At 44.2% G+C, this 14,969-nt stretch carries 13 protein-coding genes; 6 read left to right on the top strand and 7 right to left on the bottom strand.

Translation table 11 applies throughout. The features are described 5' to 3' along the window. Nucleotides 1–192: 192 nt before the first annotated feature. A complete protein-coding gene (locus tag HW45_RS21005; protein ID WP_038229449.1) occupies nt 193–999 on the top strand; it encodes a hypothetical protein in 807 nt (268 codons plus the stop codon). Between the two features lie 49 nt (nt 1,000–1,048). On the opposite strand, the gene fadR is transcribed toward HW45_RS21005, so the two are convergent. Beyond that, entirely contained in the window at nt 1,049–1,888 is an 840-nt protein-coding gene (gene fadR / locus HW45_RS21000) for a fatty acid metabolism transcriptional regulator FadR (protein WP_006070040.1), read from the bottom strand. Nucleotides 1,889–2,560: 672 nt separating this feature from the next. Between fadR and nhaB the strand changes: the two genes are divergently transcribed. Further along, nucleotides 2,561–4,153: a Na(+)/H(+) antiporter NhaB gene (gene nhaB / locus HW45_RS20995; protein WP_038229448.1), complete on the top strand. Its 1,593-nt coding sequence runs from the start codon at nt 2,561–2,563 to the stop codon at nt 4,151–4,153. 80 nt (nt 4,154–4,233) lie between these two features. Beyond that, a complete protein-coding gene (dsbB, locus tag HW45_RS20990; RefSeq protein WP_006070038.1) occupies nt 4,234–4,776 on the top strand; it encodes a disulfide bond formation protein DsbB in 543 nt (180 codons plus the stop codon). A 71-nt stretch (nt 4,777–4,847) separates the two neighbouring features. On the opposite strand, the gene HW45_RS20985 is transcribed toward dsbB, so the two are convergent. Beyond that, a complete protein-coding gene (locus HW45_RS20985; protein ID WP_038229447.1) occupies nt 4,848–5,450 on the bottom strand; it encodes a YecA family protein in 603 nt (200 codons plus the stop codon). Between the two features lie 123 nt (nt 5,451–5,573). Here HW45_RS20985 and dusC point away from each other — a divergent pair, with 123 nt between their 5' ends. Beyond that, nucleotides 5,574–6,536 (top strand): tRNA dihydrouridine(16) synthase DusC, encoded by a 963-nt coding sequence (gene dusC / locus HW45_RS20980; protein WP_038229445.1) that lies wholly within the window; start codon nt 5,574–5,576, stop codon nt 6,534–6,536. A gap of 10 nt (nt 6,537–6,546) precedes the next feature. Here the strand turns inward: dusC and malZ are convergent, their stop codons facing one another. The 4 genes from malZ to HW45_RS20960 form a co-directional block, all read right to left on the bottom strand. Beyond that, entirely contained in the window at nt 6,547–8,379 is a 1,833-nt protein-coding gene (gene malZ, locus HW45_RS20975) for a maltodextrin glucosidase (protein WP_038229443.1), read from the bottom strand. A gap of 155 nt (nt 8,380–8,534) precedes the next feature. After that, complete coding sequence (locus HW45_RS20970) at nt 8,535–9,329, bottom strand: ABC transporter ATP-binding protein (RefSeq protein WP_006070034.1); 795 nt, start codon at nt 9,327–9,329, stop codon at nt 8,535–8,537. Beyond that, entirely contained in the window at nt 9,326–10,267 is a 942-nt protein-coding gene (locus HW45_RS20965; protein WP_038229441.1) for an ABC transporter permease, read from the bottom strand. The genes HW45_RS20970 and HW45_RS20965 overlap by 4 nt, the downstream gene beginning before the upstream one ends. A gap of 71 nt (nt 10,268–10,338) precedes the next feature. Then, nucleotides 10,339–11,304, bottom strand: a complete 966-nt coding sequence (locus HW45_RS20960) for an ABC transporter substrate-binding protein (protein ID WP_038229439.1) — start codon at nt 11,302–11,304, stop codon at nt 10,339–10,341. A gap of 392 nt (nt 11,305–11,696) precedes the next feature. Between HW45_RS20960 and HW45_RS20955 the strand changes: the two genes are divergently transcribed. Further along, nucleotides 11,697–12,803 carry a PQQ-dependent sugar dehydrogenase gene (locus tag HW45_RS20955; RefSeq protein ID WP_038229437.1) on the top strand — a complete coding sequence of 369 codons (1,107 nt, stop codon included), beginning with the start codon at nt 11,697–11,699 and terminating at the stop codon, nt 12,801–12,803. Between the two features lie 71 nt (nt 12,804–12,874). Here the strand turns inward: HW45_RS20955 and yfbV are convergent, their stop codons facing one another. Next, nucleotides 12,875–13,327: a terminus macrodomain insulation protein YfbV gene (yfbV, locus tag HW45_RS20950; protein ID WP_006070030.1), complete on the bottom strand. Its 453-nt coding sequence runs from the start codon at nt 13,325–13,327 to the stop codon at nt 12,875–12,877. Between the two features lie 338 nt (nt 13,328–13,665). Between yfbV and HW45_RS20945 the strand changes: the two genes are divergently transcribed. Then, complete coding sequence (locus HW45_RS20945; RefSeq protein WP_006070029.1) at nt 13,666–14,862, top strand: acetate kinase; 1,197 nt, start codon at nt 13,666–13,668, stop codon at nt 14,860–14,862. Nucleotides 14,863–14,969: the final 107 nt, after the last annotated feature.

The following is a 14,969-nucleotide window of genomic DNA, read 5'->3' as shown; positions in this document are numbered from 1 at the left end:
TTATGACTAAAAGCCAGCCTTCGTGCTGGCTTTTTTTTGTGACAGAATTCACACAAAATGTGCATTTGCACCAATTAGTCGCATTCCCATTGATTGACTAATATATAAGCCATTGTTTTCAATGGGATAATCAATTGGCATTGAGCTTGCTGAGACATAGACAGTAGATATTGTTCGACAAAGGAGGTCGTTATGTTTGTATTACTGTCTCTACTTCTATCTTTAGCCATACTTGCAGCAATCTATCGATATGCCAAAGTCACCGAGGCAAAAACTGAGCGTAAATATCAACTCATCGTTCATTTACGTGAGTTAGTCACATTAGCCAGACAGCACCGCACCGCTACTCACTACACATTGATGTTTGAGCAGAAGAAGAATAAGCAGCTGGAGAAAATTGAAGTCGCAATGGAAGAGTGCTGTCTTGCATTGACTGACATTGCTCACTTCGACAACAAGCCTATGTACCGTGTGCTGCACAGCAATATTAAGCTGTTAAGTCGTTCTTGGAAGAAACACAGCGTCAACAAAAACCAAATTGTACATGGCAAGCTCATCCGCCAGACATTACTGCTGATTGATGACATTCTGGTTGCTTGGTTGATGGCTGTGGAAAGAGAGGACTTAGAACAAGAGTATCGTACTCTATGGCAAAGTGTTATTGACTCGCTTGATTGCCTAACTCAGTTAAGACTTTGTATTGATAGCATTGACTCTGAGCTCGGCAAACAACGCGCCTTGCATTACTGCAATCAAATCCATCGCAAGGTTAACCAACTTAGCTTAGTTGGTCCGCTGTCTATTCCTTCTCCTATGTACAGCACTGCCATAGGAAAAATAGAAGCGTTGATTGACCATCCGAAAGCCGAGCTCGATAAAGAATTTATGTATCAGCTCACGTCGGAGCTCTCTGAACTTATATTCACCAACTACGATGGCATCATTAAAGAGCTAGCAGAAGAACTATACCAGCCGATTCCCAATTCGGTCATCGTCTGAAGCCAGACTTGCACTCACAAAAAAGGCCACGATTGTGGCCTTTTCATTTTTAACTGTCGTCTTCGGTAAAATCCGTCGGAAGAGTGGTCTTCATCTGATTCCAGATCTGACTACTCTCAATACCATAGTGACGAATAACCAATGGTAATTTGTCTCTATTACCCGTTTGGCAAACATCTAGAAGCTCTTTATAGAAGTTCAGAGCCAACGCACGTGCTTCTGGATTCGAGAAGTAGTAGCTACCTACACGATCATAAAGCTTCTTAAGACCGTTAAAGATCAAACCATAGATCTGGTTCCCAGAATGGAATGCGAGGCGTTGGAAAAGCATGTAATCATAGAAGTTGAAAGTGCGAGCCACCAGCATAGCTTGGCGCTTAGCTTCATCTTTCTCACCTTCATCTTTTACGTTCTGTTTGATCTTGTCAGCGTATGGGGAAGAAGCGACAAACTCGTCCCACGACTCCGCTTTCAACAGACTCTCACAAGAATCAATCACACCTTCAATCGTGCGCTCAGAATTCTCTTTATTAGCTTTAAACGCATAGCGCATAAAGATTGGGCTGATGTTCGTTCTCGCTGCTAACAAATCTTCTACGATAGAAGTCGCGTTATCCGCATCAAGAGTCATCAGCGTATCTAGGATATGAAGACCAGACGTCTCCATAAATTGGTTCACTTTTGTTGGCTTGCCATGTTGGATCGTCAACCAACCATCTCTTGCTAGGCGCTGTAGCACTTCTCGAAGCGTGGTTCTTGTTACCCCAATTAGTTCAGATAGCTCTCGTTCAGCTGGAAGAATGGAGCCAGGAGGAAAACGGCCATTCCAGATGCTCTCAATAATATACTTTTCAGCGAACCCTGCTGGGCTCTTCGCCTTAATTACCATTATGGGGTGTATCCAATCATTTTATTTATTCGTGTATAGAACTCATCATACCACTACTTCGAGAATTTGGTAAACCTACACTACTTATATCTGTAACAATACCAAAATAGAGCAAATACTCCATTTTAACAATTTTCTCAGCATAACCATTTATAGGTACGAGGCATAAGTATTACATATTTATTAATGTTCTATTAACCTCAAACCCCTTATAGATTATGGTTATTCAACCTATCATAGCCAAAACTAATCAATACGTTTTTATCGAGTATTAGGCGCAAATCACGCTAAAAAACATACTTTTTTGAAGGCTATGTTTCGAATACTATCCATGAGTCATGTTTTAGGTGGTCAGCCACCTAGAGGCTAAAAACGCAACTATTGTATAGGTCTATGTTTTGCTTATTACACATAGATCGCGTTTTTAACAAAAAGTAGAAATTTACCAATCTGAATTTGTAATTTTTGTTGACTATATCTTACCGAAGAGTAGAGTTTCGGGCGAAGCAAGGAGTGCTTAGCAACTGAGGGACTTGGCAAGTGAACAATGATCTCCACTCCATGTAAGCATTGTTCGTTTACTAAGTTTTTTAAGTTAGATATTTTGGAAGCCCTCTCAAATACTCTCGTACCCTTGCATTTGTCGATTAATAACAACATAAGAGTATTACTATGCCGATGTCTTTAGGAAATGCTTTTATCAAGAACTTTCTTGGTAAGGCTCCCGATTGGTATAAAGTAGCGATCATCGCTTTCCTAATTATCAACCCTATCGTTTTCTTCTTCATTGACCCGTTTACCGCTGGTTGGCTGTTGGTCATTGAGTTCATTTTCACGCTTGCTATGGCGCTAAAATGCTACCCGTTACAGCCTGGTGGCCTACTTGCAATCGAAGCCGTTGCAATTGGGATGACCAGCCCGGGTATGGTGAAGCATGAAATCGTCAACAACATTGAAGTTCTATTGCTTTTAGTGTTTATGGTTGCCGGTATTTACTTTATGAAGCAGCTTTTGCTGTTCATCTTTACCAAAATACTTCTCGGTATCCGCTCTAAAACAATGTTGTCTCTCGCATTCTGTTTCGCAGCCGCTTTTCTGTCTGCGTTCCTAGATGCTCTGACCGTTATCGCTGTTGTTATCAGCGTAGCTGTAGGTTTCTACTCGATTTATCACAAAGTCGCGTCTGGTCAACCTAGCAGTTCTTCTCATGACCATACTCAAGATGAACACTTATCTGAACTAACTCGTGATGACTTAGAAGATTACCGCGCGTTCTTACGCTCGCTACTTATGCACGCTGGTGTTGGTACCGCACTGGGTGGCGTAATGACCATGGTTGGTGAGCCACAGAACCTGATTATTGCCGATCAAGCAGGTTGGCTGTTCGGTGAGTTCATCATGCGAATGCTGCCAGTTACTGCGCCAGTATTCGTTTGTGGCCTTATTACTTGTGCACTTGTTGAGAAATTCAAGGTATTTGGCTATGGAGCCAAGCTACCAGACAACGTTCGTCAAATCCTTGTTGATTTCGACCGCGAAGAACGTAAAACACGTACTAAACAAGATGTTGCTAAACTTTGGATTCAAGGCGCTATCGCAGTTTGGTTGATTGTTGCTCTTGCAATGCACTTGGCCGCTGTCGGTCTTATTGGCCTGTCTGTGATTATTCTTGCCACGTCTTTTACCGGTGTTATTGAAGAGCACTCAATGGGTAAAGCGTTTGAAGAGGCACTACCATTCACGGCACTACTTGCAGTGTTCTTCTCAATTGTTGCTGTAATTATTGACCAAGGGCTATTCAAGCCAATCATTGATGCTGTGCTGCATATCGAAGACAAAGGTACTCAGTTGGCGCTGTTCTATGTTGCGAACGGTCTGTTGTCGATGGTATCTGATAACGTCTTCGTTGGTACGGTATATATTAACGAAGTGAAAACAGCATTGGTCGAGGGTGTCATTGACCGAGCGCAGTTTGACTTATTGGCCGTCGCTATTAACACAGGTACTAACCTACCTTCAGTAGCAACACCGAACGGACAAGCAGCCTTCTTATTCCTGCTCACATCTGCTTTGGCACCACTTATTCGTTTGTCTTATGGCAAGATGGTGGTCATGGCCCTGCCATACACTATCGTTCTCGCTTTGGTCGGCTTATTTGGTATTGTTTATCTCTTAGAGCCAATGACAGCGATATTCTACGATCTAGGCTGGATTACCGAAGCCACAGGTAAGGTAATTGAGGCGAGTGTCTCATCTGGGCACTAATTTTTAGTTGATTGTGAAACTAATCCGCGTTAAAAAGCTCTGAGTATTCAGAGCTTTTTTATTTCAACAAGGACGTATCAGTGACGGTTCTTTCCAACATCAAAGCATTTTCCAAAACTCGTTTGTCTTGGGGCCTGCTTTTTATCTGCACCATTTTCTTCGAGCTTTGTGCCTTATTCTTCCAACATGTTATGCAGCTTGGTCCATGCGTGATGTGTATTTATGAACGGGTTGCCATGTTTGGTATTACCGGTGCTGCGCTAATAGGTATGATCAATCCGAAAAATACGGTAATGCGTTGGATTGGATTTGGTGCTTGGGGTGCTTCGGCAATCAAAGGATTAACATTGGCGCTTGAACACGTGGACTATCAGTTCAATCCATCACCATTCAAGACCTGTGATTTGTTCGTCACCTTCCCAGATTGGGCACCTTTAAATCAATGGGCTCCTTGGTTATTTGAAGCCTACGGTGACTGTTCTAAAGTCGTCTGGCAGTTCCTGACACTATCAATGCCGCAATGGCTGGTGATTATCTTTGCAGGTAACTTAGTTGCACTGGCCATCATCATTATCTCCCAAAGCGCGAAACTGTCTGGATCCAGAGCACGTGGTTTTCAGTAACGCTTTTCGGTAACTAATTGATAAAACAAAGCCTCCAAATTGGAGGCTTTGTTTCTTATGGTTGTAAGCGATTACTGACCACAGCACTTCTTGAACTTTTTGCCACTACCACAAGGACAAGTGTCATTACGGCCCACGTCTTTAAACGGGTTAACGGTTTGAGATTGATGTCCAATCATCATTTCATCAGCCGCCATACCTACTTCGTGTATCATCGCATCTAACTGTGGTAGAAATTCCGTTAGTTGTGGTAGCTGTTCATACCCTGCTTGACGCATTTCGTTATGCGTCTGCTCTTCATCAATAGCCAGCATAAACGTAGTTAACAGCGCTTGAAGCATGCGCTGCGTGCCATCTGCAAACTGCTTATTAATCCATTGCTGTTCAACAGTAAGCCACACAGTCATAAACCCTTCGGCTACGTCTGCTAACTGCTCAGTATTACTGCCAATAAAATCCGTAAGATGGTACTGAGCGGTCTTCAATTGGGCGTATTGAGCATTTAGATGCTCTACAATCCACGCTTCTTGCTCAGCCGAATAGTCGCCGACCACATTAGCTAACCAGCTTTCCGGCTTTAATGGTTCGACAGCAAAGTTTGCCGCCAAGATTGCGCCTTCAATAAATGCACTAGACTCACCTGTCCAATCAGCAGGTAGCTCGATGAATTTCATACGTTGATCTTTTATCTTAAAAATTTGCAGCAAGTATATTTGGCTACGTCGCTGAACTCAATGGTCGATTCTTTACCATATAACAGGTAGAATCCCCGCTCCCTGAGTATAGTGAGAACTGGTATGCGTGTTGTTTTGGGCCCAATGGAGGGCGTTTTAGATCATCTAATGCGAGAGATTCTTACAGAGATCAACGATTACGACCTCTGTGTGACTGAGTTTGTTCGTGTCGTTGACCAAACCCTACCCGATCACGTATTCCACCGACTGTGCCCTGAGTTAGCGCAAGGTTCAATGACCAAATCCGGTACACCCGTTCATATTCAATTACTGGGTCAAGACCCTCGCTGGATGGCAGAAAATGCGGTAAGAGCGGCGAGCCTTGGCGCTAAAGGTATCGACCTTAATTTTGGTTGCCCCGCAAAACTGGTTAACAAAAGCAAAGGGGGCGCTGCCCTACTGCAACATCCAGAGCTTATTCATAACGTCGTTAAAGCGTGTCGTGAAGCTGTTGACCGCAATATCCCGGTGACAGCGAAAATCCGCCTAGGTTGGGAAAACCCGGATGATTGCTTTGAGATTGTCGATGCGATAGAGCAAGCTGGAGCCAACGAGTTAACCGTTCATGCTAGAACCAAAACTGGTGGCTATAAGGCAAGCGAGATCAAGTGGGAATATATCAATGAGATCCGCAAGAAAACATCAGTTCCCTTAATTGCCAACGGTGAAATCTGGAACTTTGAAGATGGTCAACGCTGTATAGAAACTACCGGTGTTGATTCACTCATGGTCTGCCGTGGCGCGTTTAATGTCCCTAACCTCGGCAATGTAGTGAAACATAACCACACCGTGATGCCATGGCAAGACGTGGTTGATTTGTTGCTGGTCTATTCGACTTATGAAATCAAAGGCGACAAAGGACTGTACTACCCTAACCGAGTAAAACAATGGTTCTCGTATCTTCGTCAGCAATATCCTCAAGCGAACGAGTTGTTCCGAGAAATCCGCACCTTCAATAAGGCTGCACCTATCGTTGAGCATATACAGAACTACCGTGACAAAGTACTTGAGACATTGCCACAGTAGTTTACTCAGGCTAAAGGGTTAGAAGCAGTGAATGTTCGCCTTCTATCGAGACGGTGAGCATTCCTTTGTTAGCAGAGATCATCTTCTCGGTAATTGGACAACGAAACGCTCCCTGTTCAATCCCCAGCTTCCATACGGGCAATTCTACTTGGTTAGACTGTTTTCCTAGATTGAATCCACTTAGCACCACATCGCTATCGAGTTGGCGAGCGAACACCAAACAATCCTCATCAACATACAAAGGCATAAAGTTACCTTTTTGCAGTGCCTTCGAGCTCCGACGAATGGCAATTATCTTTTTAAAGTACGGTAGCCATTCACTGTGCTCAACCTTTTCCCAAGGGAAACAACGACGGTTGTCTGGGTCGTGCGAGCCCTCTAGAGCAATCTCGGCACCGTAATACAAACATGGCGTCCCCACATAAGACATCAATAGTTGGTTCGCGATAGCAAACTTCGCTTTGTCGCCACTAAGTGTTGTAATAAAGCGTTCAGTATCATGGCTATCTAACTGGTTGAGCTGTGACAGCTGGTTGTTCCATGGAACCTTTGCACTTGCTTCCTGAAGCCACTCAAGAAAGTCATGGCAGTCAATGTTAATTGGATCAAATTGAATGTCCTTGCTTGCTAGCAAAGCCCTAACTGGATGCGCGAATCCATAATAGTTCATCGCCCCATCTTCTTGATCACCCTGTAGCCATTGAGTCGCCTCAAAGAAATGCTCTCCGAGCATATAAGAATCTGGGTTCACCGACTTCATCGAATCACGGAATGCTTTCACATAATGCGCATTATTGGTTGCTCCCTCTCCTTCACCTAACATATGAATCACATCAAAACGCCAGCCATCGATATTATATGGGGGCTTTAGCCAGTACTTGATGACTGAGCTTTCATCCAGATAGATCTGGTTGCATACTTCTTGGTTGTGGAAATTCAATACTGGTAACGTGTCAATCCCTTTCCAACCGACGTACCTATCTGAATCAGCTTCAAAAAAGTAGTAATCACGATATGGGCTATCTTGCGATGTATAAGCTCCATTGCCTTGACTAAGGATATCGAACCATGAATGTGAGATGGATGTGTGATTGAGTACTGCATCTAGCACCACTTTCAAGCCTCGTTGATGAAGCTTATCCGTCAATTGGGCAAATTGTTCATTAGTGCCAAATTTTGGATCAATTGAGTAGTAATCAACGGTATCGTATTTATGGTTAGAGTATGACGTGAATATTGGATTCAGATAAAGCGTAGTGATACCTAAATCTTGAAGATAGTCGAGTTTACTTTCGATGCCCGCTAGGTCACCACCGAAGAATTCTACTGCGCCAGTATCACCATGAGTACCAACACTTTCTCCCCACTGTTTTTTCACAGACTGTCTATTCCGAGCAGGGTATTGATATTCACCCGTTTCCACCGCTAAGTCTGTGTCACCGTTGCAAAAACGTTCAGGGAAGATTTGGTAGAAAACTTGCTCTGCTACCCAACTTGGGGGCTGATGACAGCGATTGTACTTAAAATGGTACTCTCTCCCGGGCATACGTTTTTGAACACCGCGGGCATCTAACCAGTACTGCTCCGTTTGCGTTAGAGCTTTAAACACGTAGTAAGTAACATCTTTATCTTCACTAAGAGGAAGCGTCGCCTGCCAAATATCAAGTCGTCCTTTCGTGCCCACTTTAGACATAGTGACTATGTATTCTTCATTGTCAGGCTCATGACGAAGACTTACCGACTCATAATCTTTTGCTTCAGCAAACAAAGTAATGGTTAGCTTATCTTTGACGCGCACCACCCCATCATGAGTCTGTGGATGAAATAAAAAAGGCTGTGTCATTGTTATTCTTCTTAAATAGAGGGAACGAGGTTACGTTATCTTAGTTGAATAACCACAATAAAAAATCCCCCTTCAAATTGAAGAGGGATCACAGTCTGTAGGCGTAGCACGGAGGCTTAGAAACAGCTCGATTATTGATGTTTAAGAATAGACTGTTAACTCAATAGCAAACTGTCATCCGCCAGTTCTTCACCACGAACTTTTGAGAACATTTCTAATAGATCTGGAACTTGCATATTTGCGCGCTGTTCCCCTTCTACGTCCAAGACGATTTCTCCTTGGTGTAGCATTACGGTTCGATCACCGCAGGCCAGCGCATCTTTCATCGAGTGCGTTACCATCATTACCGTAAGGTTAAACTCCTTGATCACCTTTTTAGTTAAGTCGATAACAAAAGCTGCCATACGTGGGTCAAGTGCCGCGGTATGCTCGTCAAGCAGTAACAGCTTACTATCTGACAGCGTTGCCATCACTAAACTTACCGCTTGGCGCTGACCACCTGAAAGTAACCCAATGTTGTCACTCAATCGGTCTTCAAGGCCCAAACCAAGAATGCTAATGCGCTCTTGGAATAGCTTGCGACGCTTTGACGATAGCGACAAACTCCAGCCCCGTTTTTTACCACGCATATATGCCAGGGCCATGTTTTCTTCAATAGAAAGGTCACCACACGTTCCTGCTAAGGGGTCCTGGAATACACGAGCACATTGGTTTGCTCGCTGATCTACCGTTTGTCTGGTCACGTCCATTTCGTCAATGAGCACTCGACCGCCAATCATAGGTGTTTCACCAGTAACAGCGCCAAGTAACGTAGATTTACCCGCTCCATTTGAACCAATCACCGTTAGAAACTGATGTTCCGGAACCTCTAGATTAACGCCTTTCAATGCTTGGTTTTCTAGGATAGTACCTGGGTTGAAGGTAACTTGAATATCTTCTAAACGAATCATGCTACTTTCCCCGCTTTGCCTGAATTAGATACTGCTTGACTCTTTACAGGCTTAACGCCCTTTTTTGCTTTGAGGTTTCCTTTTAGTTTCGGAGCAATCAGTGCGATGGCTACCAAGACCGCCGTCACCAAGTTAAGGTCCGATGCTTGCAATCCAAACATGCCAGAACTTAATGCGAACGCCACAGCTAGACGATACAAGACGGAACCGACAATCACCGCGGTCACCGCTATCCAAATCTTTTTACCCGGAATCAAGGTCTGACCCAGAATAACAGCAGCAAGGCCAACCACGATCGTACCCACACCAGAAGTCACATCCGCAAAGCTATTGGTCTGAGCGAACAGTGCACCAGCGAAACCTACGAAACCGTTGGATAAAGCAAGACAAAAATAGGTATAAAACGATGTGCTTGCACCTTGAGCCTTAACCATGCGCGCATTGACACCAGTCGCTCGTAGCCCCAAACCGAAGTCACTATTAAGAAGGCGGACAACAAACCATGCCGACACCAGAACGAGTACACCCACCACTAAAGGCCTGATGTACATGGCATCACCCATCATTTCAAATGGAGTTAAAATAGTATCTTCACCAAGTAGTGCAATATTTGGGCGTCCCATGATTCGAATATTGATCGAAAACGCCGCGATCATAGTCAAGATAGATGCTAGAAGATGAAGAATGCCACACCTAACGGCTAAGAATGCTGTCACCCAACCCGTTGCTGCACCAGCAACGATAGCCATCCCCGTTGCTATCCAAGGGTCGATTCCAGCCACAATAGCGGTCGCTGCAACGGCCGCTCCCATAGGGAAACTGCCATCAACACTAAGATCTGGAAAATCAAGAACTCGGAATGTGAGATAGACACCCAACGCGACCAGTCCATAGATAAGACCGATTTCTAGAGCGCCGAAAAAAGCGAAAGCAGACATAACAACTCCTCTTCTGCTTAATAAAAAAGCTGGGCCTTAAATCATAAAGCCCAGCCACTATCACTCGTGCGTTACTTTACGCTTGTTGCACGATCCATCACTGATTTAGGAATCGCTAAACCCAATTTTTTAGCTGCTGTTGCGTTGATAACCAAGTCAGAGCCTTTCGCAACTTTGACATCCATTTTGCCTGGATCTTTACCATCTAGGATATCGGCTACGTAGTCTGCGGTTTGAACACCAATTTGGTAGTAGTCGAACCCAAGACTTGCTACCGCACCACGCTCAACATAAGACGTTGCTGCACCAAATACCGGTTTCTTCGCTTGGTTTGCAGAAACAATCATGCCTTCAATCGCACTAGCAACCGTGTTATCGATAAGTGCGTAGATGATGTCTGATTTAGCAGCAATTGCTTGAGTCGCAGTTTGTACATCAGCACTTTTAAGTGCCGTCGCTTCTACCAATTCAATACCGCGCTTATCAGTGCTCTCTTTAAGCAGCTTCATAAGGCTAACCGCGTTAGCTTCACCCGGGTTATAAACCACACCAATACTTTTCACATCTGGCATAATTTCTTGAATTAATTCAATGTGTTGATCAACAGGAGAAAGGTCAGACAGACCCGTTACATTTTTACCTGGTTGCTCAAGCTGCTTCACTAACTTCGCTCCCACTGGATCAGTAACGGCAGTGAAAACAACCGGTATATCGCGCGTTGCTGATACCAGAGCCTGAGCCGTTGGAGTTGCTATACCAACAAGAACATCAGGGCGCTCACCTACATATTGGCGTGCAATCTGTACCGCAATAGCTGGATTGCCCTGCGCCGTTTTATAGTCAAATTCTAGATTCTTTCCTTGCTCATACCCTTTCGCTTTTAAACCATCCACTAAGCCTTGGCGAGTCGCATCAAGCGCTGGGTGTTCAACGATTTGGGATACTGCCACTTTTGCCGTCTTTGCCATAATGCTCGTAGACGATAATAGAGCCACGCCAGTTAGTGCTGCTGTGACAAGTAACTTGCTTGCTTTCATCTTCACTCCTTGATTCAGCAATTTTTCCTTGTGAGGCAGAAAGCTCTCACTCGAGAGGAAATTGGGTGTAATTATTGTTTTACATTAAGTGTCGAATATTTATTTAATTTTCGACTTACTGCTATTTCTACCAGTAAGCTTACCAAATTGAAAGATAATATTAACAATCCGACCAGATAAACGTGCTGAAAGATTGATTTAATGACGTACATTTTAATCAGGATGTACACTCTGCGATACATGCGACTAATATTTAGCCAAATCTTAGCGTAATGCATTTTTGACAAAAGTGAAGGATTGTGAGTGATTTTTTGTGAAAGGTGTCTATATTCATACAGATAGCGTTCTGCTTAATATATGCTCGCTCCCGATAGATACCAAGGAAGACCTTCATGAACCTACATATTCAAAAAGCTTTATTTATATCTCTAATTTGTGTGTTCTCTGCGTTCGGGTTTGCGAGGGAATTGGAAAGCAGCAAACTTGATAAAGTTGCCGTCATTGATGGCGTACCGTGGTCAATAGAGCCAATTGATAATAAACATTTTTTGATAGCTTTACGCCAAGGCAGCCTTGTTATCCTTGATGGGGAAACCGGAAAGGTATCTGCTGTCTCCGGTGTGCCAAATGTGTATTCGTCGGGTCAAGGCGGTTTAATGGACATCATCGCTAGTCCTAAAGACAAAAATGTTTTTTATTTCACATATGCCAAACCCGTTGGTAAAGGTGGCACCCCGACACTTGCCAAAGCGCGTTTAAACGGGTCAACCATAGAGTCATGGAAGGACTTGTTCTCCAGCAACGTTGTCGTCACCTCGGGGCGACATTTTGGCAGTCGTCTTGCTTTTGATAATGAAGGCTATATCTACATGACCATCGGAGACGCAGGGGAACGGGATAATGCGCAGCAAACCGACAATCACGCGGGCACTATAATTCGGCTTAATCAAGATGGCAGCGTGCCTAAAGACAATCCATTCATTGATAACATGCGCTTTGCGCCTGAGATATACTCGTATGGTCACCGAAACCCACAAGGCATAATCTACGACAGTAAAAGAAAACAGCTTTGGGCCATTGAGCACGGACCACGAGGCGGAGATGAGCTCAACCTAGTCAAAGCTGGGGCAAACTATGGCTGGCCAATTACTTCTCATGGAAAGGAATATTGGGGGCCGATTAATGCGGGTGAAGCTCAAGAAAAAGATGGAATAGAGTCGCCGAAGAAAGTGTACATCCCCTCTATCGCACCTGGTTCACTGCATCTTTATCAAGGCGATAAGTTCCCTCGATTAAACGGCATACTTCTGATCGGCGCATTAAAGCTCACTCATATGAACGTCCTCGATGTCAATGAAGCTGGCCAAGTACTCGAAGAACGCCGTTATTATGAAGAGCTGGGCGAACGTATCCGCGATATCACTTCTGATGCCGCGGGTAACGTATGGTTTACGACAGACAGTGGCACCGTCTACAAGATCCGTCGAGCCTATGAATAGCGGTAACAAAACAAGCCTCTATAAAACAAAACCCCGCATTAATGCGGGGTTTTGTTTTGAAACCAATTAGATTAGAACCAACGGTCAAAATCGCTGCGATCGAGCTGTCTAAACGCTCTATTTAGAGTGACAGCGAGTTCTTTATATTTGGGCTTGGCCTTAACTGGCTCCATCGCACAGCCGGTCTCAATGATTTTTTGATGCAGCTCTCGATACCAAGACGCAAGTGCTGGAGGTAGTTGTGTGTTGTAGCGGTTTCCAAGCCACCACATACCTTGAACTGGTAAGCTGATAGCAAACAACGCGATAACAATAGATTGTGGCATGGCTTGAGCATTGCTAAATGCCATTTGCGTTAACACGCTAATAGCTGCAACCGCAGGCATGACTTTGATACCAAATTTTGTTGCTTTGATTATGCGCTGCTCTGGGAACAATGGTGTGAGTTCCTTTCTCATTGGCCATAGTTCCATGTACTTTTGGCCATTTTTTATACTCTGAGTCAGACTTACTCGCTCGCTCATAGGCAACCTCACTAAAAAAAAGTTGAACTCTTCAACTAAATCAGCAAAATATTGACTGAAGTTAATATTCTTTCAAATTTATTTTGTTATCTTCTGTCATTATCGTTATTCTTTGCGTTTCCTCAATCTCATTGTTGTCTTTATTTACAAATAAGGCAACCAAGAGATGAACGTCGCAAGGACGCAAATGTGATTTTAATGAAGAAATCGCATATTATTATACGGCAATTGATGAATTTTTGACCAAGACTGAATGGTAAATCTTTTGTACCTTCTCAGCCTTGAGATACGTTTTATACCCCAATGATCCATGATCAATAAAATACAGGTAACCTCTAATGTCTAAGCTGGTTTTAGTTTTAAACTGCGGTAGTTCTTCTCTTAAGTTCGCCATCGTTGATGCAGAAAACGGTGATGAGCACCTAACAGGCCTTGCTGAATGTCTACACCTTCCAGAAGCTCGTATCAAGTGGAAACTTGATGGTAAACACGAAGCTCAACTAGGCGACGGCGCTGCTCACGAAGAAGCGTTAGCGTTCATGGTAGAAACTATCCTTGCTTCTAAACCTGAGCTAAAAGCTAACCTAGGCGCTATCGGTCACCGTATCGTTCACGGTGGTGAGCAATTCACATCTTCTGCGCTAATTACAGACGATGTACTTAAAGGTATCGAAGACTCTGCAACATTTGCACCTCTTCACAACCCAGCTCACATCATCGGTATCGAAGCGGCGAAGCACAACTTCCCAGAGCTTAAGAACGTAGCAGTATTTGACACTGCGTTCCACCAAACTATGCCTCAAGAGTCTTACCTATACGCCCTACCGTACAACCTGTACAAAGAGCACGGCATCCGTCGCTACGGCATGCACGGTACGTCTCACCTATTCATCGCACGTGAAGCAGCTGAACTACTTGGTAAGCCAGCTAACGAACTGAACATCATCAACTGCCACCTAGGCAACGGTGCTTCTGTTTGCGCTATCAAGAACGGTGAATCTGTAGATACTTCAATGGGTCTAACTCCTCTTGAAGGTCTAGTAATGGGTACTCGTTGTGGTGACATCGATCCAGCGATCATCTTCCACCTGCACGACGCACTAGGTTACTCTGTTGAGCAAATCAACAACATGCTAACTAAAGAGTCTGGCCTTCTAGGTCTAACTGAAGTGACTTCTGACTGCCGTTTCGTTGAAGACAACTACGGTGAGAAAGAAGAAGCAACACGTGCAATGGACGTGTTCTGCCACCGTCTAGCGAAATACGTAGCGGGTTACACTGCATCTCTTGACGGTCGTCTAGACGCTATCGTGTTCACTGGTGGTATCGGTGAAAACTCTGCTCCAATCCGTGAGATGGTTCTAAACCGTCTAGGCGTATTCGGCATCGAAGTTGACGGTGAAGCTAACCTTAAAGCTCGTTTCGGCGGCGAAGGCACTATCACTGCTGCAAGCAGCCGTATCCCTGCAATGGTTATCTCTACTAACGAAGAGCTAGTAATTGCTGAAGACACTGCGCGTCTAGCAGGTCTTTAATTTTCAAACTGGCTAACTTAGGTTAGCCAGTTTTCTTATTGGGCTCAGCCGACCGTCTGTTTTTCTCCTAAAAGGACGTTCACCACGCTGAGTTTCTTCCCTACATA

The organism is Vibrio sp. ER1A, from assembly GCF_000733315.1.
Classification (GTDB): domain Bacteria; phylum Pseudomonadota; class Gammaproteobacteria; order Enterobacterales; family Vibrionaceae; genus Vibrio; species Vibrio mediterranei.
This window is presented reverse-complemented; position numbering and strand designations above follow the sequence as displayed.

What these genes read in the sequence shown, in the direction of transcription:
- HW45_RS21005 (WP_038229449.1), top strand. Translation starts at nt 193, where the DNA reads ATGTTTGTATTACTGTCTCTACTTCTATCTTTAGCCATACTTGCAGCA.
- fadR (WP_006070040.1), bottom strand. Translation starts at nt 1,888, where the DNA reads ATGGTAATTAAGGCGAAGAGCCCAGCAGGGTTCGCTGAAAAGTATATT.
- nhaB (WP_038229448.1), top strand. Translation starts at nt 2,561, where the DNA reads ATGCCGATGTCTTTAGGAAATGCTTTTATCAAGAACTTTCTTGGTAAG.
- HW45_RS20985 (WP_038229447.1), bottom strand. Translation starts at nt 5,450, where the DNA reads ATGAAATTCATCGAGCTACCTGCTGATTGGACAGGTGAGTCTAGTGCA.
- dusC (WP_038229445.1), top strand. Translation starts at nt 5,574, where the DNA reads ATGCGTGTTGTTTTGGGCCCAATGGAGGGCGTTTTAGATCATCTAATG.
- malZ (WP_038229443.1), bottom strand. Translation starts at nt 8,379, where the DNA reads ATGACACAGCCTTTTTTATTTCATCCACAGACTCATGATGGGGTGGTG.
- HW45_RS20970 (WP_006070034.1), bottom strand. Translation starts at nt 9,329, where the DNA reads ATGATTCGTTTAGAAGATATTCAAGTTACCTTCAACCCAGGTACTATC.
- HW45_RS20965 (WP_038229441.1), bottom strand. Translation starts at nt 10,267, where the DNA reads ATGTCTGCTTTCGCTTTTTTCGGCGCTCTAGAAATCGGTCTTATCTAT.
- HW45_RS20960 (WP_038229439.1), bottom strand. Translation starts at nt 11,304, where the DNA reads ATGAAAGCAAGCAAGTTACTTGTCACAGCAGCACTAACTGGCGTGGCT.
- HW45_RS20955 (WP_038229437.1), top strand. Translation starts at nt 11,697, where the DNA reads ATGAACCTACATATTCAAAAAGCTTTATTTATATCTCTAATTTGTGTG.
- yfbV (WP_006070030.1), bottom strand. Translation starts at nt 13,327, where the DNA reads ATGAGCGAGCGAGTAAGTCTGACTCAGAGTATAAAAAATGGCCAAAAG.
- HW45_RS20945 (WP_006070029.1), top strand. Translation starts at nt 13,666, where the DNA reads ATGTCTAAGCTGGTTTTAGTTTTAAACTGCGGTAGTTCTTCTCTTAAG.